This is a genomic window from Azospirillum sp. (genome assembly GCF_050789165.1).
This window is the reverse complement of the sequence record NZ_JBOZRT010000118.1, coordinates 23,788-46,315: the sequence shown is the minus strand read 5'-3', so window position 1 is coordinate 46,315 and position 22,528 is coordinate 23,788. Positions and strand designations below refer to the sequence as shown.

Sequence of the window (22,528 nt, the reverse complement as noted above, 5' to 3'; positions counted from 1 at the left end):
TCGTTTATTGCCAGGGTGTGACACGCCCGATGGCGCCGCCGCCTCACCGTCCGCTACCCGGAGCCACCCCCCGATGCCCCTCAACGGGTCCGAGCGCACCACCGTCTGGCCCGGCAAGCCCTATCCGCTCGGCGCCACCTGGGACGGCTTCGGCGTCAACTTCGCGCTGTTCTCCGCCAACGCCGAGAAGGTGGAGCTGTGCCTGTTCGACCCGTCCGGCCAGCGCGAGGTCGAGCGCATCGCGCTGCCCGAGCACACCGACGAGGTCTGGCACGGCTACCTGCCGGAGGCGCGGCCGGGGCAGCTCTACGGCTATCGGGTGCACGGGCCGTACGACCCGGCGAACGGGCACCGCTTCAACCCGAACAAGCTGCTGCTCGACCCCTACGCCAAGGCGCTGTTCGGCGGCATCCGCTGGTCGGACGCGCATTACGGCTACCGCCTCGGCTCGACGCGCGAGGACCTGTCCTTCGACCGGCGCGACAACGCCCGCATCATGGCGAAGTGCCGGGTGGTCGACCCCGCCTTCACCTGGGGCAACGACCGCCGGCCCGAGGTGCCGTGGTCCGACACGGTGATCTACGAGGCGCACGCCCGCGGCTTCACCATGCGCCACCCCGACGTGCCGAAGCCGTTGCGCGGCACCTTCGCCGGACTGTCGACGCCGGCGGTGCTCGACTACCTGAAGGGGCTGGGCATCACGGCCATCGAGCTGCTGCCGGTGCACGCCTTCACCGACGACCGCCACCTGACGATCCAGGGGCTGCACAATTACTGGGGCTACAACTCCATCGGCTTCTTCGCGCCGGAGCCGCGCTACATGACCACCGGCGTCCTGTCGGAGTTCAAGACCATGGTGTCCCGCCTGCACGAGGCGGGGATCGAGGTCATCCTGGACGTCGTCTACAACCACACGGGCGAGGGCAACCACCTGGGGCCCACGCTCAGCTTCCGCGGCATCGACAACGCCAGCTACTACCGGCTGATGCCGGGCGACAAGCGCTACTACCTCGACGACACCGGCACCGGCAACACGCTGAACCTGACGCACCCGCGCGTGCTGCAGATGGTGATGGACAGCCTGCGCTACTGGGTCACCGACATGCGGGTGGACGGCTTCCGCTTCGACCTCGCCACGGTGCTGGGGCGCGAGAGCTACGGCTTCGACCCGGCCGGCGGCTTCCTCGACGCGGTGCGGCAGGACCCGGTGCTGGCCGGCGTCAAGCTGATCGCCGAGCCGTGGGACGTCGGCCCCGGCGGCTATCAGGTCGGCAACTTCCCGCCGGGCTGGGCGGAGTGGAACGACCGCTACCGCGACAGCGTGCGCCGCTACTGGCGCGGCGACGAGGGCATGCTGCCGGAGGTGGCCGGGCGCATCGCCGGCTCCTCCGATCTCTTCGAGAAGCGCGGGCGCAAGGCGTGGTCGTCGGTGAACTTCGTCACCGCGCACGACGGCTTCACGCTGGACGACCTCGTCTCCTACACCGAGAAGCACAACTGGGCGAACGGCGAGAACAACCGCGACGGCCATTCCGCCAACTATTCGTCCAACTACGGCGTCGAGGGACCGGCCGGCGACCAGAAGATCCGCGCCATCCGGGACCGGCAGAGGCGCAACCTGCTGGCCACGCTGTTCCTGTCGCAGGGCACGCCGATGATGCTGGCCGGCGACGAGGTCGGGCACAGCCAGCTCGGCAACAACAACGCCTATTGTCAGGACAACGAGCTGACGTGGCTCGACTGGACGCGGATGAGCGGGGAGGGGGCCGGCATGCTCGCCTTCGTTCGCCGGCTGATCGCGCTGCGCAAGGCGCACCCGGTGCTGCGCCGCCCGGTCTTCCTGCACGGCCGCGTGGCGTCGGAGGACGGCCTCAAGGACATCGCCTGGTACGCCCCCTCGGGCGCCGAGAAGACCGCCGAGCAGTGGCGCAACACGCACGCCCGCTGCATCGGCCTGCTGCTCAACGGCCACGCCGGGCAGTACCTGCGCGCCGACGGCAGCAACGCCGACGACGGGGTGCTGCTGATCGTGTTGAACGCCCATGTGGACGCGGTGCCGTTCACGCTGCCCGACGTGCCGGGCGGGCGCGGCTGGCGCTGCGTGCTCGACACCCGGGTCGCGGACGGCGAGGGCGACGGGCGCATGGTGCTGCCCGGCAAGCCGTTCCCGGTGGACGGCCGCACGGCGCTGGTCTTCGTGCTGGTGGAATCGCCCGAGCGCGGCGATGTTGCCCGGTAGCCGCCACGCAGGATTGTGCTAAGGTCGGGGGCATGCCCGACTTTGATTTCTCCCAGGTCGACGCGGCGATCGTCGATGCCCAGCCCAACAGCCTGCGGCTGATGCGCGACGTGCTCGGCCGCCTGGGCATCAAGAAGATCGAGGCGATCTCGAACTTCAAGGACGCCGCCGCCCGCCTGACCGGCGGCACGCCCGACCTCGTGCTGATCGACGCCGACGGCGAGGAGGCCGAGGCGGAGGCGTTCAAGCTGGTCCGCACCATCCGCAACGACGTCAACACGCCCAACCCGTTCGCCGGGCTGATCGTCACCACCTGGCAGCCGACGCCGGTGCTGCTGATGCGGGTGACCAACTCGGGCGCCGACGACCTGCTGGTCAAGCCGATCTCGCCCAAGCAGGTGTTGGACCGCATCGGCACCCTGATCCGCGAGCGCAAGGGCTTCGTCGTCACCGCCGACTACACCGGCCCGGACCGCCGCAAGTCGCCGCGCGAGGGCGCGCAGATCCCGCTGCTCGACGTGCCCAACACGCTGAAGCTGAAGGCGATGGGCCAGTGGGAAGCCGCCCAGGTGCGCCAGAGGATGGCCACCGCGGTGCGTCAGGTCAGCGAGCAGAAGGTGCTGCGCTCCGCCGTGCAGGCCGCCTTCCTGATCGAGTTCGCCCGCACCGGCCTGCTGAACGCGCCGCCCGACCGCATGGCGCTGGACCATCTCGCCCGCGTCCCCGGCGTGGTGGACGAGCTGGTGCGCCGCCTGCCCGACGACCGCGACACCACCGCGGCCAAGACCGCGGCCCGCGCGCTGCGCCAACTGGCCGAGCTGATCCGCGCCAAGGCCGAGTCCGGCACCGCCGACGGCGGCGGGGTGGAGCGCGCCGTCACGCTGTCGCGCGAGCTGTTGCAGGCCTCCGACCCCAACCGCCCGCTCGACGCGATGGTCCGCGAGGTCGAGGCGGCGGTGGCCGGCTACCGCAGCCGGCTGGAGCAGCTCGCCCAGGCCAAGGCCGCCGAAGCCGCCAAGGCCGCGGCGGAAGGCGGCGAAGAGGCGAAGGCGTCGTAGGACGGCCAACGCCGGTCGTACGTCTTCCGGCGCGCTTGCGTTCCCGGATCCCCACGGCACGTTCCCTGTTGTCATGCGCGGCGGTACGGCGCTGGACGCGACGGTGCGGACGCGCGATCCTCTCGCCACCAAGACACGCTTCGGGGGAGACACGAACGAATGAGCGACCTGGACCGGCTGGCCGAGCGTGTCGGTATCGAGCCCTTCTACCACGACATCTGGGGCAACCGGCGCGAGACCTCCCGCGAGACGCAGGTGGCGCTGATCTCGGCCATGGGGCTGGACGTCGGCTCGGACGAGGCCATCGCCCAAAGCCTCCGCACGGTCGAGGAACGCCCCTGGCGCACCATGCTGCCGCCGGTCCTGGTGCTGGACGAGAACGCGCAACTGTCCGTGCCGGTCAGCGCGCCGGCCGGGCTGGAGGACGCCACGCTGATCTGGACGCTCGCCGAAGAGGGCGGGGCGGAGCAGCGCGGGGAGGCCGGGTTCGGCAGCTTGGCCGTCGCGGCGACCGCCACGCTGGACGGGCTGGCGTTCGAGCGGCGCACGCTGGCGCTGCCGCGGCGGCTGCCGCTCGGCTACCACACGCTGACCGTCGAGGTGCGGCCGCGCGGGCTGGGCGGCGCGCTGTCGGGCGCGGTCCGGCTGATCGTGGCCCCGGAGCGCTGCGTCATGCCGCAGGACGTGATGCCCGGCGGGCGCACCTGGGGCATCGGCGCGCAGGTCTATTCGCTCAAGAGCGCCGACGACTGGGGCATGGGCGACTTCGACGACCTCGCGCGCTTCGCCGAGGCGGCCGGCGGCCTGGGCGCCGGGCTGGTCGGCCTCAACCCGCTGCACGCGCTGTTCCCGGCCGACCCGCAGCATTTCGGCCCCTACTCGCCGTCGAGCCGCACCTTCCTCAACGTCCTCTACATCGACGTGGAGGCGGTGCCCGACCTCGCCGACGCGCCGGCCGCGCGGGAGGCCATCGCGCAGGAGGCGTTCCAGCGCGACCTCGCGGCGGCGCGGGCGGCGGAACTGGTGGACTACCCGGCGGTGGCGCGGCTCAAGCTTCCGGTCCTGCGGACGCTGCACGCCTATTTCCGCGCCAACCATCTGAGGGAGGGCGACGTCAGCCCGCGGGGGCAGGCGTTCCGCGCCTTCCAGCGCGAGATGGGCGAGGATCTCCGCCGGCACGCCCTGTTCGACGCGCTGCACGAGCATTTCTACACCGCCGACCCGAACCGCTGGGAGTGGCAGACCTGGCCGGAGGAGTACCGCTCCCCCGACAGCAGCGCCGTCGCCGACTTCGCGCGCGACCACGCCGAGCGCGTCGAGTTCTTCGAGTACCTGCAATGGGAGGCCGACCGCCAGCTTGAGCAGGCGGCGATCCGTGGGAAGAAGGCCGGCCTCGCCCTCGGCTTCTACCGCGACCTCGCGGTCGCCGGGCACCCCGGAGGGGCGGCGTCGTGGGCCGACCCCAAGGTGCTCGTGCAGGGCGCCAACGTCGGCGCGCCGCCGGACCAGTTCAACATGAAGGGCCAGAACTGGGGCCTCGCGCCGTTCTCCCCGGTGGCGCTGCGGGAGGCGGCCTATGAGCCGTTCATCCGCATGGTGCGCGCCAACATGCGCCACGCCGGGGCGCTGCGCATCGACCACGTCATGGCGCTGAAGCACCTGTTCTGGATCCCATCGAACGGCGGCGACGGTGCCTATGTGGAATACCCGTTCGAGGACCTGGTGCGGATCATCGCGCTGGAATCGCGCCGGCAGACCTGCATCGTCATCGGCGAGGATCTGGGGACGGTTCCCGAGGGCTTCCGCCCGGCCATGCAGGCGGCGGGGATCCTCAGCTACCGCGTGCTGTACTTCGAGCGCGCCCCGGATGGCGGTTTCCTGCCGCCCGCCGGCTATCCGGCGGACGCCATGGTGACCATCACCACGCACGACCTCGCCACCTTCAAGGGCTTCTGGAGCGGCCACGATCTGGAGTGGCGCACCCGCCTCGACCTCTATCCGAGCAAGGAGGCGCAGGACAAGGACGCCTGGGACCGCGGCGTCGACCGCTGGCGGCTGTTGCAGGCCCTCGCGCGCGAGGGGGTGAAGCCGGCGTCCTATCCCACCGACGATGGCGGGCAGCCCTACAGCCGGGAACTGGTGGAGGCGGTGCATCGTTATCTCGCCACCACAGCGGGGCGAATTGTCATGGTCCAGATCGAAGACGCGCTCGGGGAGATCGAGCAGCCCAACCTGCCGGGCACCATCGACCAGCATCCCAACTGGCGCCGCCGTCTGGGCAGGACGGTGGAGGAGATCGCCGCCGACAGCGGTGTCCGTTCGCTCGCCGCCGCGGTCACGGCCGCGCGCGGTGCGCCATGACCGGAGCGCCCGCCGTCCCCCGCGCCACCATCCGCCTGCAGTTCAGCAAGGAGTTCACCTTCGATCAGGCGACCGGGCTGGCGCCGTACTTTGCGGCGCTGGGGGTGAGCCACGTCTACGCCTCGCCGTTCCTCCTGGCGCGATCGGGCTCGACGCACGGCTACGACATCACCGATCACGCCCGCTTCAACCCGGAGATCGGCGACGAAGCCTCCTTCGACCGCTTCGTCGCGGCGCTGCACGAGCACGGCATCGGCCTGATCCTCGACTTCGTGCCCAACCACATGGGCGTCGGCGCCAGCGACAACCCGTGGTGGCTCGACGTGCTGGAGTGGGGGCCGGCCTCGCCCTTCGCGCAGTTCTTCGACATCGACTGGGAACCGGCCGACCCGCGCATGCACGGCAAGGTGCTGCTGCCCTTCCTCGGCGACCATTACGGCGCGGTGCTGGAGCGCGGCGAGCTGCAGCTGAAGTTCGACGCGGAGCGCGGCGCGTTCAGCGTCTGGTACTGGTCGCACCGCTTGCCCGTAGCCGTGCGCAACTACCCGCGCCTGCTGAGGGCGGCGCGGGACATGCTGGGCGACGAGGGCGCCGCGCTCGACGCGCTGATCGCCGCCTTCGCCGGCCTGGGCAACGCGCCGAAGTCGGTGCAGCGCCAAGCCACCGTGCACCGCGAGGCCGAGGAACTGCGCGCCCAGCTCGCCGCCACCGTCGCCGGCAGCCCGGCCGTCGCCGACGCCATCGGGCGCGCGGTCGCCGCGGTCAACGGCACCACCGGCCGGCCGGACAGCTTCCACGATCTGCACCGCCTGCTGGAGGAGCAGCACTACCGCATCGCCTTCTGGCGCGTCGCGGCGGACGAGATCAACTACCGCCGCTTCTTCGACATCAACGACCTCGCCGGGCTGCGCATCGAGCGGCCGGAGCTGTTCGAGCTGGCGCACCGCCTCGTCTTCCGCCTGATCGGCGAGGGCAAGCTGCAGGGCATCCGCCTCGACCACATCGACGGCCTGTTCGACCCCGTCGAGTACTGCGAGCGGTTGCAGGACCGCGCCGCCTACCTGACGCTGAACGTCGGCGCCTCGGCGCTCGACCCACCGGGGGTGCGGCTCAAGCAGCCCTTCTACGTGGTGGTGGAGAAGATCCTGGCGCACCACGAGGCCCTGCGCGCGGACTGGCCGGTCGCCGGCACCACCGGCTACGAGTTCATGAACCTGGTCGGCGGCCTGTTCGTCGATCCGGCCGCCGAAGAGGCGATGACCCGGACCTACCACGGCTTCATCCGCCGCGAGGTCGATTTCGAGAAGATGGTCGTCGAGACCAAGCGCAAGGTCATGCTGTCCAGCCTGTCGAGCGAGCTGCACGTGCTCGCCTCGCAGATCCACCGGCTGGCGCAGGAGAGCTGGAACACCCGCGACTTCACCTTCACCGGCATCCGCCGCGCCCTGGTGGACGTCGCCGCCTGCCTGCCGGTCTACCGCACCTACGTGACCGCCGAGCGGGTGGTGGAGGAGGACCGCCGCTACCTGGACTGGGCGGTCGCCCGCGCCCGCAAGCTGGCCGTCGCCGCCGACGCCTCGGTCTACGACTTCCTGCACGGCGTGCTGACCACCGACCTCGCGCGCGAGCAGGAGGGGACGGGCCGCGGCCGGCACGGCTACAAGCCGGCGGACGTCGTCGCCATCGCCATGAAGTTCCAGCAGTTCACCGGCCCGGTGATGGCGAAGTCGCTGGAGGACACGGTCTTCTACCGCTACTTCCGCCTCGTCGCGCTGAACGAGGTGGGCGGCGAGCCGAGCCGCTGGGGCACCAGCCCGTCGGCGTTCCACCACGTGAACCAGGAACGCCTCAAGCGCTTCCCCTTCAACCTGCTGGCCACCGCCACCCACGACCACAAGCGCGGCGAGGACACCCGCGCCCGCATCTGCGTGCTGTCCGAGATGCCGGAGCTGTGGGAGCAGCGGGTGCGCCGCTGGCAGCGCATGAACCGCTTCAAGAAGCGGGAGATCGAGGGACTCGCCGCGCCCGGCCGCAACGACGAGTACATGCTGTACCAGACCCTGGTTGGCGCGTGGCCGCTCGACCTCGGCTGGCCGTCGGGCGAAGGTCTGAAGGACTTCTGCGAGCGCATCTGCGCCTACATGACCAAGGCGGTGCGCGAGGCCAAGGTGCGCTCCTCCTGGACCGCGCCCAACGCCGACTACGAGGACGCGCTGACGCGCTTCGTCCAGGGCGTGCTGGATCCGGAGCGCAGCGCCACCTTCCTGGCCGAGCTGATGGACCTGCTGGAGACGGTGGCGCCGGTCGGCGCGCTCAACGGCCTGTCGCAGACGCTGCTGAAGCTGACCGCGCCGGGCGTGCCGGACATCTATCAGGGCACCGACTTCTGGGACCTCAGCCTCGTCGATCCCGACAACCGCCGCCCGGTGGACTACGCCGCCCGCCACAAGGCCCTGGCTGACGAGCCGGAGGTCGCGCGTCTGGTCGACGGCTGGCGCGACGGCCGCATCAAGCAGTTCGTCGTCGCCCGCACCCTGGACCTGCGCAAGCGCGAGGCGGCGCTGTTCGCGGCCGGCGAGTACCGCCCGGTGGAGGCGGTGGGCGAGCACGCCGAGCGGGTGGTCGCGTTCCTGCGCCGGGCCGGCGATGCCTTCGCGCTGGTCGTGGCGCCGCGCCTGACGCTGCCGTTGATGCAGGGCGTGGCGGCGCCGCTGCCGCCGGCCGAGCGCTGGGGCGACACCGCGCTGATGCTGCCCGAGCTGCCGGAGGGGGCGGCGCCCGCGGACGTCTTCACCGGCCGCACCGTCGGTCTGCCGTCCGACGGCCGCCTGCCGCTGGCCGAGTTGCTGGACCGCTTCCCGTTGGCGCTGCTGCACGGTCCCACCGGGTGACCATGCCGGCCGTCCGGCTTTTTGCGTGGCGCGGCTTGACCGGCGCCGCGGCGACCTAGATTGGACTCGCAGGGCTCAGACGGGAGGCATTGATGAAGGGCGATCCGACAGTCATCCGGCACCTCAACACCATCCTCACGAATGAACTGACGGCCATAAATCAGTATTACCTGCATGCGCGCATGCTGAAGAACTGGGGCCTCAAGCGCATCGCCCACAAGGTCTACGAGGAATCCATCGGCGAGATGAAACACGCCGACAAGCTGATCGAGCGTATCCTGTTCCTCGAAGGCCTGCCCAACCTCCAGGACCTGCACAAGCTGAAGATCGGCGAGGATCTGGTGGAGATGCTGACCGCCGACCTCGGCATTGAGTCCGGCAATCGCGGCAACCTTCAGACGGCCATCACCGATTGCGAGAACCTCAAGGACTACCAGAGCCGCGAGATCCTGGTGAGCATCCTCGACGACACCGAGGAGCACATCGACTGGCTGGAAACCCAGCTCGACCTCATCCAGCGGATCGGGCTGCAGGCCTACCAGCAGGAGCAGCTGTACGGCGACGATTAAAGGCTTTTATTTCCCCCTCCCTAACCCTCCCCCGCTTGCGCGGGAGAGGGAACTCCGCCGCTTTGCCCTCTCCACCGCAAAGCGGGGGAGGGAAGGGGAGGGGGCCGCGAACCTTACCGCTGCCACCACGCCATCGGCCGCCCCTGCGACAGCGGCGGCTGGCGCGTCGTCTTCCGCGCCTTCTCCGCGCAGGCGTAATGCCAGGCATGCCCCTGGGGGTCGCCGGCCCAGCGCGCCTGACCGGGCAGGATCAGCCCGCCGCAGTGGTGGCAGCGTGGCCTCGAAGGCGAGGGGGCGACGGCGTCGTATTCGGCCATGACGGAAAGAACTCGGTGCGGACAAGCGGTGAAGCGCTGCACATAAGCCTTCGGTCATAGATCCCGCAACGGCGCAAAGGTGGGGCGCCCTCTCCCGCGCGGACAGGTGCCGGGGCCTCACCATGGCCGACGGTACGGGTCCCAGCGCGGGTCGCGCCAGGGATCGCGCGCCCACGGCGGGGGCGGCGGGGGAGCCCACTGGCGGCGCGCGTCGCGGCGCTGCTCGATCTCGCGGCCGAGGCGGACGCAGGCCCGCCGGTTGCCCCAGTCGCACGCCTCGCGCAGCTCCCGCATATAGCCGCGGCCGCCGCCCCATCCGTTGTGGTCGTGCGCCTGGGCCAGCGAGGGGGTGATGGCGGTGAACAGGATGGCCGCCGCCGCAGCCAGCAACCGGGTGTGCATCGGAAGCGCTCCAGAAAGGGGCTTGTTCTGGATGAACGCTGCCGGTCGCGGGACTATTCCGTTCAGACCGAGACGTTGCTGACCAGCGACTCGCGGGGCGCGGCGGCGGCGCGGCGGTAGGCGCCGAGGGCGGCGGCCCACGGCTCGATGTGCAGGCCGCTGCCGATGGCTTCCTGCGCGATGCTCTGGGTCAGGAACCCGGTGCTCGGGCTCGCCGCGGCCTGCTGCTGCGGTGGGGGCGGCGGGGGAGGCGGCGGAGGCTCGGCCCGGAAGCCGCCCTCGACGCGCGACTGGCCGGCCTCGGTGGCGGAGCCGGGCGCGCCGCTGCGCACCGCATCGCCGGAAGCGCCGGAGCCGCGGCGGACCGCGTCCTCGGTGGTCTGCTGCGATTCGCCGACCTTGGGATCGCGCAGGCGCCGCTCCTCGTCGGGGATCGGCTGGATCGGGCGCACCGCGATCGCATCGGATTCCAGCATCTGGCGCAGCTTCAGCCCTCCGGTCGGAGCGCTGCTCCGAACGTAGGCTGAGGGCGGCGGGATGGCGGCGATGCTGGTCACGGGGCAAAAGGTCACAGGTTGGTCTGCCTGGAGCTTACGCGCGCAGGGTTCCTGAAACGTTAATTTCCGCGTAACCGATCGCCGGCGCGTTCGCACAGCCCTGCACTCGACAGCATTTAACGTTAATCCGGTTTAAAGGAAGCGGGGCTAGCTTCCCAATGAGCAGAAGGCTGTCCGGCGGGCCGTGTGGCGGTATCCCGGACGGCGGGGGCCGGAGCATGAGTGGACACGCCGAAGACCAGTCGATCATGGCCGCCGCGGTCGCTGCGGCGGGCGACGTCGGCTACTGCTGGGACTTCGCCGCGGACACCATCACCTGGGCCGGCGACGCGCGGCGCCTGTTCGGCGGCGATCCGGTGGGCAGCGGCGAGGAGCTGCGCCGGCGCATCCAGGATGATGACGGCCGCGCTCGCCGCCGCCGCGCGCTGTCGCGCCACATCGACCAGGACACCCCCTTCGACGTGGACTATCAGCTGCGGCTGGCCGACGGCGCCCGGCGCTGGGTGCACGACCGCGGCCGGGTGGAACGCGCGGCCGACGGCACGCCGATGCGGCTGTACGGCATGCTGCGCACCATCGACGGCCGCAAGGCCTACGAGGTCGAACTGGAGCAGCAGGCGCACTTCGACCCGATGACCGGGCTGGTCAACCTCAACCGCCTGCGCGATTCGCTGCATCAGGCGCTGGTCGCCGCCGGGCGGTTCGAGCGCTCGGCCGTCTATCTGGCGGTGGGCATCGACAAGCTCGGGCTGGTCAACGACGCGCTGGGCCACGCCGCCGCCGACGCGGTGGTGGTGGAGGTGGCGCGCCGCCTCGCCGCGGTGGTGCGGCCGGGCGACACCGTCGGCCGTGTCGGCGGCGACATCTTCGGCGTGGTGCTGCCGCACTGCCCGGAGGAGCACATGCCGGCCGTCGCCGAGAAGCTGCTGGCGGCGGTGCGGGCCGAGCCGATCGACTCTCCGGCCGGGCCGATCCACGCGACGGTGTCGGTCGGCGGCATCGTCGCCGGGCGCGACGACGCCAGCGTCGAGGAGTCGATGACCCGCGCCGACACCGCGCTGCACGAGGCCAAGCGTCAGGGCCGCGACTGCTTCTGGCCGCACCACGCCACCAGCCTGCAGCAGAGCGCGTTGCGCGCCAGCCTCGCCACCGGCCAGCGGGTCAAGGCGGCGCTGAGAAGCGACGGCCTGCGCTTCGCCTTCCAGCCCGTGGTCGATTCGTCCGGCGGGGTGGACTTCTTCGAGTGTCTGCTGCGCATGGACGGCGACGGCGGGTCGGTGCTGACGGCCGGGGAGTTCGTGCCGGCGGTCGAGCGTTTGGGCATGGCGCGGCGGGTCGATCACCACACGCTGGGCATGGCGCTGCGCGAACTGCGCGCGCACGACGAGGTGCAGCTGTCGCTCAACGTCTCGGCCGAGACGACCGGCGACCGCACGTGGCTCGCCGCGTTGCGGGGCATGCTCGCCGACCGGCCGGAGGTCGCCAGCCGCCTGATCGTCGAGATCACCGAGACCGCGGTGATCGAGGATCTGGACGAGGCGGCGCGCTTCGTCGCCGCGGTGCGCGCGATGGGCTGCCGGGTGGCGCTCGACGACTTCGGGGCCGGCTACATCTCCTACCAGCACCTGCGCGCGCTGCCGGTGGACATCGTCAAGATCGACGGCGCCTTCGTGCGCGATATGCATGACAGCGCTGAGGCGCTGTTGTTCATACGCACTCTGGTCGGGTTGGCGCGCGGCTTCGGCCTCACCACCGTCGCCGAGTGCGTCGAGGACGAGACGCAGGCCGCGGCGCTGCGGCGCGAGGGGGTGCGGCTCCTGCAAGGCTGGCATTTCGGCCGCCCAAGCCTGGAGCGCCCGTGGCTTGGTGCGGTCGAGCCGCGGGCCGCCGACTAGGCGCCTTCCAGCCGAAGGTGGTATCCCATACCCCCTCCGGAAGCGTAGGCTCGACGGCGTCGCGCCGGGTGGCGGGAACCGGCAACCTTAACCTATGTTATGTCGAGCGCCGGCCGTTGCTGTGCTACTACTTCTAATCAATGGCGCGCCGCGGACGGTGCTTCCAATTCAAGGTTGGTTTCGGGTCGAATATTATGGGTCTATCGATGAACGCGGGCGGGGGACGGAACTGGGCGGTGCTGGTGGTCGAGGACGACCCGCTGGTGCGCGCCACCGGCGTCGACCTGTTCGTGGATCTGGGGCTCCGCGCCTACGGCGCCTACAACGGTGCCGACGCCCTGCGTCTGCTCAAGGAGAAGCCGCAGATCCGCCTGGTGCTGGCCGACGTGCGGATGCCCGGCATGGACGGCACCCAGCTGGCGCAGGAGATCGCCAAGCTGCGCCCCGACGTCCGCGTCGTGCTCACCTCCGGCTATGTCGGGCAGGAGCAGGTCGCCGGCTATCCCTTCGTGCCCAAGCCGTGGCGGGCCGACGTCATCGCCGCGGTCGTCGGTACGCCCTGATCCGATCCGCCCGCGCTCTTTCTCCCACGGCAACCAATCGGCACGCGCGCGTGTTGTCCCGGGCGACCGTGCTGCCGTTCGGATGGCGGCACACGAGCAAGGGAGAAGAAAGATGCGCACATCCGTTCTCGGAGCGGTGTCCGCGGTTGCGCTGCTGGCCGTCGCCGGCTGCTCGCAGACGAGCACGTCGCAGCAGAGCGGCGCCAGCGGCGGTTCCGGTGCGGCGGCGGGCTCGGCCTACGACCGCTCGGCCGGCCCGGTGACCGGGTCGACGGCGTCGCCGACGACGCCGGGTGCCACCACCGGCACCACCGCGACCGGCGGCCGCATGGGCAACCGCACCGACGTGGACAACACCCCGCCCACCGGTTCGCAGAACCGTTCGGGCCGGGCCGGCTCGGGCAGCACCGGTGGCAGCATCAGCGGCACCGGCGGCTCGGCGAACCAGTGATGCGCGCATGAACGCGAAACGGCGGAGCCCGCGAGGACTCCGCCGTTTTTGTCCGACTCGCGCCTGGGGTCAGATGGTGGTCCGGCGGACCACCGCGGTGACCTCGCCGTTGCGGCTGGCGCGGCGCACCACCGAACGCGCCTCCAGCGTGAAGTCCTGGAAGCCCAGCAGCCGCAGCAGGCCGGAGTGCACCACCGCCGTGCCGCGCACCGTCAATGTCCCGTCCGCCGGGTTGTCAGCGATGGCCAGCGGCGCCGGCTCGGCGCCCAGGAAGCCGGCGGGAAAGGCGGTCTCGAAGAATTTGCGGATGTGGCCGTCGCGCTGGTTGTCGAACAGCACGCGGCCGCCCGCCAGCGCGGCTTCGTCCACCGCGCGCATCAGCCGGGCCTGCACCATGTAGCCGCGCACGGCGTCCACGCCGTAGCCGACGGCGCCGGCCAGCGGCACCAGCAGCAGGAGAAGGGCCGCGAACGCCAGCCGGCGGGCCAGCGAGGGGCGGGCCGGCTGCCCCAGCGGGTATGGGTAGTACAGGCTCATCGTTGGACTCTCAGTCACCGTTGCGGTCAGTCCCCGAGTCGCGGGGCAATCGCTCTCAGCGCCGCATTGCTCGTCAACCTCACCTGGCCGACTTGCGTATTACCGTACGGCGATTCTCCTGGTCTGTTCAAGTCAAATAACATGAGTTTCATTACTAACACAGTGCTGGGAAGCTGCGACCGTTTTGCGGCCGCATTGTCGTAAAAATGCTTCTAGATTCGAACTATCTCGCCGTCGATTTCCATGGAAAGTCCGGCGGATCCGCCTTTAAAACGGCTGCACGGTGCGATGAAAACGTGGAAAAACCCTTACATCATTCCGTGACAAAAAGAAGACAAAAAGGAGATTGAAATGGTTTTACTTGGAGATTTGCAGTTTTTCTAGCGTGAACGCTTCGGCTTAATCTTCCGTTAATAACTTTGGCGTCTAATCGCGATGTGGCCGATCGCTGTGAACACTCGCGAGCAACGGCAAAATCAACAACATTCGCCCCAATGGAGGTTTCCATGCTCTCCCAGATCCGTTCGCTGATGAAGGACGAGTCCGGCGCCACCGCGATCGAATACGCGTTGCTGCTCGCCATGGTCGCCGTCATCGTCGCCGGCTTCGGCACCGAGATCGGTACCAAGATCACTGGCATCCTGCAGAAGGTCAGCAACGGCCTGGGGACCACCCCGGCTCCGGCTCCTTGATCAACCGGTCGGTCCGGTAGCCCCGCTGGGGCGAATCGCAGGGGCTGAACGCCTGGGCGGTGCACGGAAGCGGCGGACGCAGTGGCGCCGCCGCTCCCCGCCGACGATCCCGCGGCTTTCGCCGCTCGAGCGTGTTCAACGCCGCGAGCCCCGGGCTCCGCGGCGTTTTCCGCGTAAAGAGGCCATGCCATGTCCGTCCGCAAGATCATCCTGCTGGTGCTCGCGCTCGGCATCGCCGGCGTGACGGTGCAGCTGACCCGCGCGCTGGTGCAGCCGCCGGCGCCGGCGCCGGTCGCCGCGGTGCAGGCTCCGCCGGCGCCGCAGGTGCTCCGCGTGCTGGTGGCGGCGTCGGACCTGCCGGCGGGCACGCTGGTGCAGCCGTCGCAGCTGCGCTGGCGGGCGTGGCCGGAAGACGACGGGGTGGCCGGCACCTACATGGTCGAGGGGCAGCGCCGTATCGAGGAGTTCACCGGCGCCGTCGTGCGCAACGGCCTGCGCGCCGGCGAGCCGGTGGTCGAAGGGCGGCTGGTGAAGCCGGGCGACCGGGGCTTCCTGGCGGCGGTGCTGAGCCCCGGCAGCCGCGCGGTCACCGTCGCCATCAACGGCGTCACCGGCATCGCCGGCTTCATCTTCCCGGGCGACCGGGTCGACCTGATCCTCACCCAGGCGGTCCGGGAGGACGGGCAGGAGCGCGAGCGCCGCGCCAGCGAGACGGTGCTCGCCGACGTGCGCGTGCTGGCGCTCGACCAGCGCGTCAACGACCAGAAGGGCGAGGCCAAGCCGGCGCAGCTCGCCACGCTGGAGGTCACGCCGCGCCAGGCCGAGGCGGTGGCGCTGGCGGCCGAGATGGGGCGCCTGTCGCTCTCCCTGCGCAGCCTGGGCGTGCCCGACGCCGAGCGCCTGCAGATGGCCGCGGCCGAGGGGCTGGCGGTCACCGCCACCGACGCGGCCCCGGATGCGGCCCTGGGTGAGACAACGCGTCCGGTGCACACCATCACCTGGGACCGCGACCTCAGCCTCGCGGTGTCCGGCCTGTCCGGCGCTCCCGCCGCACCGTTGGTCCCCGAAAGTTCGCCGAGCGAAAGCCCTGCGGGGATGGTAAAAGTCCAGGTGATCCGCGGTTCTTCCTCCGCGGAGGTCACCTTCTCCCGTTGATCCCGGTGGTCGATCCCATGACGCGTCGTGTTCTTTGCTGTGTGCTGATGCTGTTGTTCGTCTGGGCCGGGTCCGCCCGGGCGCAGGACGGCGCGCCGCTGCGTCTCGAACAGGACAAGGGACAGATGGTGAAGCTGCCGCAGCCGGCGTCCAGCGTCTTCATCGCCAACCCGGACATCGCCGACCTGCAGGTCATGTCGCCGACCCTGGTCTACCTGTTCGGCAAGAAGCCGGGCGAGACCTCGCTGATCGCCGTCAACAGCGGCGAGCAGGTGCTGATCAACCGCCGCGTCACCGTCACCCAAAACCTCAGCGGGCTGGAGCGCGCGCTGCGCGAGCGCTTCCCCAACCGACAGATCAAGGTCACCCCCTCGGAAGGCGCGCTGGTGCTGTCCGGCACCGTCGGCAGCCCGACCGAGGCGGAGGACGCCCGGCGCCTCGCCCAGCGCTATGCCGGCGGCGAGACCGGCGAGGTGCTGAACCGCCTGACCGTCACCGGCGGCACCCAGGTGATGCTGCGCGTGCGCGTGTCGGAGGTCGCCCGCACCATCCGCGAGGATCTCGGCTTCAACTGGGAGGTGTTCGGGTCGCTGGGCGCCGGCTACGCGCTGGGCTTCACCTCCGGCCTGACGGACATCACCACCACCGCGGCCGGCGAGCTTCAGCGCAGCGCCGGCATGATGAACGTATTCGGCCGGCACCGCGGCCAGCGCTGGGACGTCAACGGGCTGATCGACGCGCTGGCGCGCGACGGTCTGATCACCGTGCTGGCCGAGCCCAACCTGGTCGCCACCTCCGGCGAGACCGCCAGCTTCCTGGCCGGCGGCGAGTTCCCGGTGCCGGTGCCGCAGGAACGCGACCGCGTCACCATCGATTTCAAGCAGTTCGGCGTCTCGCTGGCCTTCACGCCCACCGTGCTGTCGGGCGACCGCATCAGCATGCGCGTCCGTCCTGAGGTCAGCGAACTGGACTTCTCCAACGCCGTCGTGATGAACACCTTCCGCATCCCGGCGCTGCGCAGCCGGCGCGCCGAGACCTCAGTGGAACTGGCCAGCGGGCAGAGCTTCGCCATCGCCGGCATGATGCAGAACGGCCTGGACGAATCGATCGACAAGTTCCCCTTCATGGGCGACGTGCCGGTGCTGGGCGCGCTGTTCCGCTCCAGCCGTTTCCAGCGCAACGAGACCGAGCTGGTCATCATCGTCACCCCCTACATCGTGCGGCCGGTGAACAACCCGGCGCAGCTCGCGGCGCCGACCGACGGCATCTCGCCCACCCGGTTCTTCGACCGCGTCTTCTTCGGCAAGTTGAGCCGGCCCGGCCCCGGGGCGACGCCGCCGGCCCGCCCCAGTCTGGCCGGCCCCGCCGGCTTCATCGTCGAGTGAGGCCCGGCATGCGCGCGCTCCTCATCCTGTCCTCCGCGCTGGCCCTGGCCGGCTGTTCCGCCAACCCGACCGAGCGGGTCGAGTGGCCGGTGACGGTCGCCCCCGCGGCCGGCGACCCGCAGCGGCTCGTCGCGGTGCCGCCGGAGTGCGGCCCGGTGCCGGCCACCGTGTCGAAGCTGCACGGCACCGCCTGGCACAACCCGCAGCTCGGACTCGGCTGCGCGCAGGCGCGCAACTTTGCGCTCCAGGTGGAGAACCCGCGCGACCCGCTGTCCGGGCGGCCCACCGGCGCGGCGGACGCCGAGCGCGAGGCGGCGGCCGTCGCCCGCTACCACAAGGGCGAAGAGAAGGACCTGATGCGCAGCGGCACCACCGCCAGCTCCGGCGCCGGCGCGGGGGGCAAATGAGATGGCCGGAGTCGTGACCCTGTTCAAAGGCTCCCCCGACGCCCCGCTGCACGAGGCGTTCATGGCCTTCGTGTCGGACGAGGAGTCCTATCAGGTCGCCCGCGCGGTGGCCGGCGAGATGGGCTGGTCGGGCGCGGTGGTGCAGCGCGGCGGGGCCGGCGACGTGCTGGAGATGCTGGGCGGCGGCACCCCGGCGCCGAAGCTGCTGCTGGTCGACCTGGACGGCACCGCCAACCCGTTCGCCACGGTGGCGCGGCTGGCCTCCATGGCCGGGGGCGACACCCGGCTGGTTGGCCTGGGCACCGCCAACGACATCGACCTCTACCGCGACCTGATCTCGGCCGGCGCGGCCGACTATCTGGTCAAGCCGCTGCTGCCCGAATCGCTGCACCAGGTCATCCGCTCCGCCAGCCAGGCGCCGAAGCGCACCCAGCAGACGCAGGCCGAGCCGGGCCGGCTCGTCGTGGTGGTCGGCGTGCGCGGTGGGGTGGGGGCCAGCACGGTGGCGGTCAACACGGCGTGGCTGTCGGCGCACGAGTTCAAGCGCAAGACCGCGCTGCTCGACCTCGACCTGCATTTCGGCACCGACACGCTGGCCCTCGACCTCGAACCCGGCCGCGGCCTGCGCGAGGCTCTGGAAACGCCGAACCGCCTGGACAGCCTGCTGGTCGCCAGCTCCATGGTGAGCGAGAGCGAACGCCTGTCCGTGCTCGGCGCCGAGGAGCCGGTGGAGGACACCGTGTCCTTCGGGCCAACCGCCGTCGGGGCGCTGCTGGAGGAGCTGCGCGGCAACTACGAGCTGGTGGTGGTCGACCTGCCGCGCCACCTGCTGCCGGCCAACCGGGCGGTGCTCGGCTCGGCCGAGCAGGTGATCCTGGTGTCGGAGCTGTCGCTGGCCGGCATCCGCGACACGGCGCGGCTGGCGGCGGCGATCAAGGTGCTGGGCGGCCCGGCCTGCGTGGTGGTGGCCAGCCGCGCCGGCGGCTCGCGCAAGCCGCAGGTCGATCGCGCGACCTTCGAGCGCGGCATCCAGGGCAAGGTCGCCTTCCTGGTCCCGGACGACGAGAAGACCGTCGGCACCGCCGCCAACCAGGGCAAGGCGGTGGCCGCGCTGTCGCCCGGCTCGGCGGTGGTCAAGGCGCTGCGCGAGCTGACCCGGCAGGTCTCCGGTGCTCCGGCGCCGGCGAAGAAGGGCCTGCTGGGCTGGTTCAAGCGGGACGGCGCGTGATGATCGGCTTCCGCGGAGGCAGCGGCGGCCTGCCGCCCGACGACGCGGCCCTGGAGCGCAGCCTGCCGGTGCTGCGCGAACGCTACCTGCCGGAGCTGGCCAAGCGCCTCGACCCGGCGCGCGTGGCGACGCTGCCGCGCGGCGACGTGGCGCGCGAGGTGAAGGCGGGGCTGGTCGAACTGCTCGCCCGCGACCGCATCCAGCTCAACCTGCTCGACCAGCGCGATCTGGTGACGGTGTGCATCAACGGCCTGCTCGCCCTGCGGCCGGTCAACCACAGCGAGGTGCTGGCCGCCGTCCGCTCCGTGGTGGTGCCGATGCCGTTGCGCCGGTCGGACGAGGCCGAGGCGCCCCCCGCCCCGCCGGTCCCGGCCGCCGAACCGGAGCTTGAGCCGCTGCCGGAACCGGCGTCGCCCGCCGTCACCGGCGGCCAGCCGGAACTGGCGGCGGTGCTGCGCGCCGTGGGGATCACGCCGGGCGCGCCCAATCCGTTCGCCGCCGCTCCGCTCGGCACCACGTCGCTGTTCCCGCCGGAGGCGGAGGAGCCGCCCGAGCCCGAGAAGCCGGCCGAGACCCCCGTGGCGCGCATGGCCTCGTCCAACCGGGCGACGGTGGATCAGGCCAAGGACCGCGTCCAGCCGCTGCTGCTGACCCGCATCGACACCTCCGCCGCCGCGGCGATGAGCCGGTCGGAGCTGAGCCGCGACGTCGGCGACATCGTGCACGACCTGCTCGGCGAACAGCGCCTCCAGCTCAACCTGACCGAACGGCAGGAACTGGTCGAGCGCATGCTCGACGACATGCTGGGCCTCGGGCCGCTGGAACCGCTGCTGGCCGACGAGGCGGTCACCGACATCATGGTGAACGGCCCCAAGCAGGTCTACGTCGAGCGCAAGGGCAAGCTGACGCTGACCGACGTGCAGTTCCGCGACAACGCGCACGTCATGGCGATCGCCACGCGCATCGTCACGGCCATCGGCCGGCGCATCGACGAAAGCTCGCCGCTGTGCGACGCCCGCCTCGCCGACGGCAGCCGCGTCAACATCATCATCCCGCCGCTCGCCATCGACGGCCCCAGCATCTCAATCCGCAAGTTCTCCAAGAAGAAGATCACCCTCGACATCATGGCGCGGCAGGACAACATCTCGGCCGCCATGTGCACGGTGATGAAGATCGCCGCGCGCTGCCGGCTCAACATCCTGATCTCCGGCGGCACCGGCTCGGGCAAGACGACGCTGCTCAACGCCATGTCGCAGCTGATCGACCACACCGAGCGCGTCGTCACCATCGAGGACGCGGCGGAACTCCAGCTCCAACAGCCGCACGTGGTGCGCCTGGAGACGCGCCCGCCCAACCTGGAAGGGCACGGCGAGATCACCATGCGCGACCTGGTGAAGAACGCGCTGCGCATGCGCCCCGACCGCATCATCCTGGGCGAGGTGCGCGGGTCGGAGGCGGTGGACATGCTGCAGGCCATGAACACCGGCCACGACGGCTCGCTCGGCACCATCCACGCCAACCGCCCGCGCGAGGCGCTGACCCGCCTGGAAAACATGTTCGGCATGGCCGGGCTGAACATGCCGACCAAGGCGGTGCGCACGCAGGTCGCCTCGGCGCTCGACCTCATCGTCCAGGTCAGCCGCATGCGCGACGGTGTGCGCCGCGTCACCCACATCAGCGAGGTGGTGGGCATGGAAGGGGATGTCATCACCATGCAGGACCTCTTCACCTTCGAGTTCCAGGGCGAGCGCCCCGACGGCCGCCTGACCGGCGAGTTCAAGTCCACCGGCATCCGCCCGCACTTCCTGCCCAAGGCGGCCTATTTCGGTCTCGACAAGGCTTTGCTGGAGGCCATCTGATGGCCGGCGTCCCCCTCCTGGCGTGGCTGATCGGCGGCGGGGCGTTCTTGACGGTCCTGCTGATCGGGCTGGCCTTCTCCGGCGACGGCGACCGCGACCTCAAGCGCCGCGTCGCCCGCGTCGGCGCGGAGGGGCAGGGCGCGCGCCGCGCCGGCACCGCCAAGGCCGCCTCGACGCTGCGCCTCGACCAGCAGGACAGCGCCTTCCCGCTGCTGAACCGTCTCATCAAGGCCGCGGTCCCCAACCCGGAACGCATCCGCGACCGCCTCGCCCGCACCGGGCGGCGGATCCCGCTGGGCCAGTACCTCGCCGCCAACGCGGCGGCCGGGGGCGTGGCGTGGCTGGCGCTGGGCGTCGTCGCCGGCTTCCCGGCGGCGCTGTCGCTGGCCGGTGCGGTCATCGTCGGCGTCGGCGCGCCGCATCTGGTGATCAAGCACCTGGGCGACCGCCGGGTGGCACAGTTCATCGCCCAGTTCCCGGACGCCATCGACCTGATCGTGCGTGGCCTGCGCTCCGGCCTGCCGGTGACGGAATCGATCAGCGCGGTGGCGCGCGAGGTGCCGGACCCGCTGGGCGCCGAGTTCCGCCGGATCGCCGACGGCGTGCGCGTCGGCCAGCCGCTGGACGCCGCCATGTGGGACGTGGCGCGCCGCATCGACACGCCGGAGTTCCGCTTCCTGGTCATCGCCATGGCGATCCAGCGCGAGACCGGCGGCAACCTGGCCGAGACGCTGGGCAACCTGTCCGACCTGCTGCGCAAGCGCCGGCAGATGAAGCTGAAGATCAACGCGCTGTCGGCCGAGGCGCGGGCCAGCGCCTACATCGTCGGCGCGCTGCCGTTCGTCGCCTTCTTCGGCATGGCGGCGATCATGCCCGGCTACACCGAGACGTTCCTCCACGATCCGCGCGGCCTCCTGATGGGCGGCGTCGCGCTGGTCATGATCGCGATCGGCGGGCTGGTCATGTACAAGATGGTGAACTTCGACCTGTGAGTCTCGACACCCTCATACCCGGCGTGGCGCCGGCCGACCTCGCCGCCTGGATCTCGGGCGTGGCGGCGTTCGTCGTCGTGCTGCTGGTGTGGAACGCCTTTGTCGAACGCGATCCGCTGAGCGGCCGGCTCAAGGCGCTGGAGGCGCGGCGGGCGGCGCTGAAGGGCGACCTGTCGCGCACCGTGCGCCGCACCGACCGGCCCGCCGGCCGCATCGGCCTGATGCACAGCGTGGTCGAGCGCTTCAAGCTCTACGGCAGCAGCACCGCGGCCAAGGCGGCCGGCAAGCTGGCGCTGGCCGGCTACCGCTCCAAGGATTCGCTGACCGTCTACCTGTTCGCCAAGGCGATCCTGCCCTTCGTCGGCCTGGGCGCGGCGGCGCTGCTGGTCTTCGGCATGAAGGCGCTGCCGCTGCAGGGCATGCAGGCGGCGGCGGCGTGCCTCGGCGCCGGCCTGTTCGGCTCGCTGCTGCCCGACCTCTACCTGAACCGGCTGACGGAGGCGCGCCAGCTCGCCATCCGCCGCGCTCTGCCGGACGCCTTCGACCTGCTGGTCATCTGCGCGGAGGCCGGCCTCAGCCTCGACGCGGCGTTCGAGCGGGTGGCGCGCGAACTCGGCGAGGGCTGCCCGGAACTGGGCGAGGAGATCGGCCTGACCTCCGTCGAACTCGGCTTTCTGCCCGACCGCGCCAAGGCGCTGCAGGGGCTGGTGGACCGCGTGCCGCTGCCCGGCGTGCGGGCGCTGGTGACCACGCTCGCGCAGACCGAGCGCTACGGCACCCCGCTGGCCCAGGCGCTGCGCGTGCTGGCGGCGGAGATGCGCAACGAGCGCATGCTGAAGGCTGAGGAGAAGGCCGCCCGGCTGCCGGCGATCATGACGGTGCCGCTGATGGTGTTCATCCTGCCGCCGCTGTTCGTCGTCCTGGTCGGTCCGGCGATCCTCAAGAGCATCGACCAGCTGTTCAAGTAACC

20 protein-coding genes are annotated in these 22,528 nt (G+C 71.0%); 16 read left to right on the top strand and 4 right to left on the bottom strand.

Annotated features, from left to right (window positions below):
* The first annotated feature begins 73 nt into the window (after positions 1-73).
* The 5 genes from glgX (at position 74) to bfr (ending at position 9,118) form a co-directional block, all read left to right on the top strand.
* The gene (gene glgX / locus ACRWK7_RS26330) at positions 74-2,239 is read left to right on the top strand and encodes a glycogen debranching protein GlgX (protein WP_431859342.1); all 2,166 of its coding nucleotides are present in this window, start codon (positions 74-76) and stop codon (positions 2,237-2,239) included.
* 32 nt (positions 2,240-2,271) lie between these two features.
* The gene (locus tag ACRWK7_RS26325; protein ID WP_431859341.1) at positions 2,272-3,297 is read left to right on the top strand and encodes a response regulator; all 1,026 of its coding nucleotides are present in this window, start codon (positions 2,272-2,274) and stop codon (positions 3,295-3,297) included.
* 159 nt (positions 3,298-3,456) lie between these two features.
* A complete protein-coding gene (malQ, locus tag ACRWK7_RS26320) occupies positions 3,457-5,658 on the top strand; it encodes a 4-alpha-glucanotransferase (protein ID WP_431859338.1) in 2,202 nt (733 codons plus the stop codon).
* On the top strand, positions 5,655-8,549 hold the full coding sequence (gene treY, locus ACRWK7_RS26315; RefSeq protein ID WP_431859336.1) for a malto-oligosyltrehalose synthase: 2,895 nt from the start codon (positions 5,655-5,657) through the stop codon (positions 8,547-8,549). The genes malQ and treY overlap by 4 nt, the downstream gene beginning before the upstream one ends.
* 92 nt (positions 8,550-8,641) lie before the next feature.
* Entirely contained in the window at positions 8,642-9,118 is a 477-nt protein-coding gene (gene bfr / locus ACRWK7_RS26310) for a bacterioferritin (RefSeq protein WP_431859334.1), read from the top strand.
* Between the two features lie 113 nt (positions 9,119-9,231).
* Here bfr and ACRWK7_RS26305 read toward each other — a convergent pair whose 3' ends face one another.
* The 3 genes from ACRWK7_RS26305 to ACRWK7_RS26295 form a co-directional block, all read right to left on the bottom strand.
* Complete coding sequence (locus ACRWK7_RS26305; RefSeq protein WP_431859332.1) at positions 9,232-9,435, bottom strand: hypothetical protein; 204 nt, start codon at positions 9,433-9,435, stop codon at positions 9,232-9,234.
* Between the two features lie 117 nt (positions 9,436-9,552).
* Positions 9,553-9,837, bottom strand: a complete 285-nt coding sequence (locus tag ACRWK7_RS26300; protein ID WP_431859330.1) for a hypothetical protein — start codon at positions 9,835-9,837, stop codon at positions 9,553-9,555.
* 62 nt (positions 9,838-9,899) lie between these two features.
* Positions 9,900-10,394, bottom strand: a complete 495-nt coding sequence (locus tag ACRWK7_RS26295) for a hypothetical protein (protein ID WP_431859328.1) — start codon at positions 10,392-10,394, stop codon at positions 9,900-9,902.
* A gap of 218 nt (positions 10,395-10,612) precedes the next feature.
* On the opposite strand from ACRWK7_RS26295, the gene ACRWK7_RS26290 reads away from it, so the two are divergent.
* The 3 genes from ACRWK7_RS26290 to ACRWK7_RS26280 all read left to right on the top strand — a co-directional run bounded on the left by ACRWK7_RS26290 (position 10,613) and on the right by ACRWK7_RS26280 (position 13,303).
* A complete protein-coding gene (locus ACRWK7_RS26290) occupies positions 10,613-12,289 on the top strand; it encodes an EAL domain-containing protein (RefSeq protein ID WP_431859326.1) in 1,677 nt (558 codons plus the stop codon).
* Positions 12,290-12,495: 206 nt separating this feature from the next.
* Positions 12,496-12,852 carry a response regulator gene (locus tag ACRWK7_RS26285; protein ID WP_431859324.1) on the top strand — a complete coding sequence of 119 codons (357 nt, stop codon included), beginning with the start codon at positions 12,496-12,498 and terminating at the stop codon, positions 12,850-12,852.
* A gap of 112 nt (positions 12,853-12,964) precedes the next feature.
* A complete protein-coding gene (locus ACRWK7_RS26280; RefSeq protein ID WP_431859322.1) occupies positions 12,965-13,303 on the top strand; it encodes a hypothetical protein in 339 nt (112 codons plus the stop codon).
* Between the two features lie 69 nt (positions 13,304-13,372).
* On the opposite strand, the gene ACRWK7_RS26275 is transcribed toward ACRWK7_RS26280, so the two are convergent.
* The gene (locus ACRWK7_RS26275) at positions 13,373-13,840 is read right to left on the bottom strand and encodes a pilus assembly protein TadG-related protein (protein WP_431859320.1); all 468 of its coding nucleotides are present in this window, start codon (positions 13,838-13,840) and stop codon (positions 13,373-13,375) included.
* Between the two features lie 506 nt (positions 13,841-14,346).
* On the opposite strand from ACRWK7_RS26275, the gene ACRWK7_RS26270 reads away from it, so the two are divergent.
* The 8 genes from ACRWK7_RS26270 (at position 14,347) to ACRWK7_RS26235 (ending at position 22,526) form a co-directional block, all read left to right on the top strand.
* A complete protein-coding gene (locus ACRWK7_RS26270; RefSeq protein ID WP_431859318.1) occupies positions 14,347-14,532 on the top strand; it encodes a Flp family type IVb pilin in 186 nt (61 codons plus the stop codon).
* Positions 14,533-14,721: 189 nt separating this feature from the next.
* Positions 14,722-15,687, top strand: coding sequence for a Flp pilus assembly protein CpaB (cpaB, locus tag ACRWK7_RS26265; RefSeq protein WP_431859316.1), 966 nt, complete (start codon positions 14,722-14,724; stop codon positions 15,685-15,687).
* Between the two features lie 17 nt (positions 15,688-15,704).
* Positions 15,705-17,072: a type II and III secretion system protein family protein gene (locus ACRWK7_RS26260; protein WP_431859314.1), complete on the top strand. Its 1,368-nt coding sequence runs from the start codon at positions 15,705-15,707 to the stop codon at positions 17,070-17,072.
* An 8-nt stretch (positions 17,073-17,080) separates the two neighbouring features.
* Positions 17,081-17,479, top strand: a complete 399-nt coding sequence (locus ACRWK7_RS26255) for a CpaD family pilus assembly lipoprotein (RefSeq protein WP_431859312.1) — start codon at positions 17,081-17,083, stop codon at positions 17,477-17,479.
* A gap of 13 nt (positions 17,480-17,492) precedes the next feature.
* Positions 17,493-18,707, top strand: a complete 1,215-nt coding sequence (locus ACRWK7_RS26250; protein ID WP_431859310.1) for a hypothetical protein — start codon at positions 17,493-17,495, stop codon at positions 18,705-18,707.
* Complete coding sequence (locus tag ACRWK7_RS26245; protein ID WP_431859308.1) at positions 18,707-20,566, top strand: CpaF family protein; 1,860 nt, start codon at positions 18,707-18,709, stop codon at positions 20,564-20,566. The genes ACRWK7_RS26250 and ACRWK7_RS26245 overlap by 1 nt, the downstream gene beginning before the upstream one ends.
* On the top strand, positions 20,566-21,558 hold the full coding sequence (locus tag ACRWK7_RS26240; protein WP_431859306.1) for a type II secretion system F family protein: 993 nt from the start codon (positions 20,566-20,568) through the stop codon (positions 21,556-21,558). Before ACRWK7_RS26245 ends, ACRWK7_RS26240 begins: the two co-directional genes overlap by 1 nt.
* The gene (locus ACRWK7_RS26235; protein WP_431859304.1) at positions 21,555-22,526 is read left to right on the top strand and encodes a type II secretion system F family protein; all 972 of its coding nucleotides are present in this window, start codon (positions 21,555-21,557) and stop codon (positions 22,524-22,526) included. Before ACRWK7_RS26240 ends, ACRWK7_RS26235 begins: the two co-directional genes overlap by 4 nt.
* Positions 22,527-22,528 lie beyond the last annotated feature (2 nt).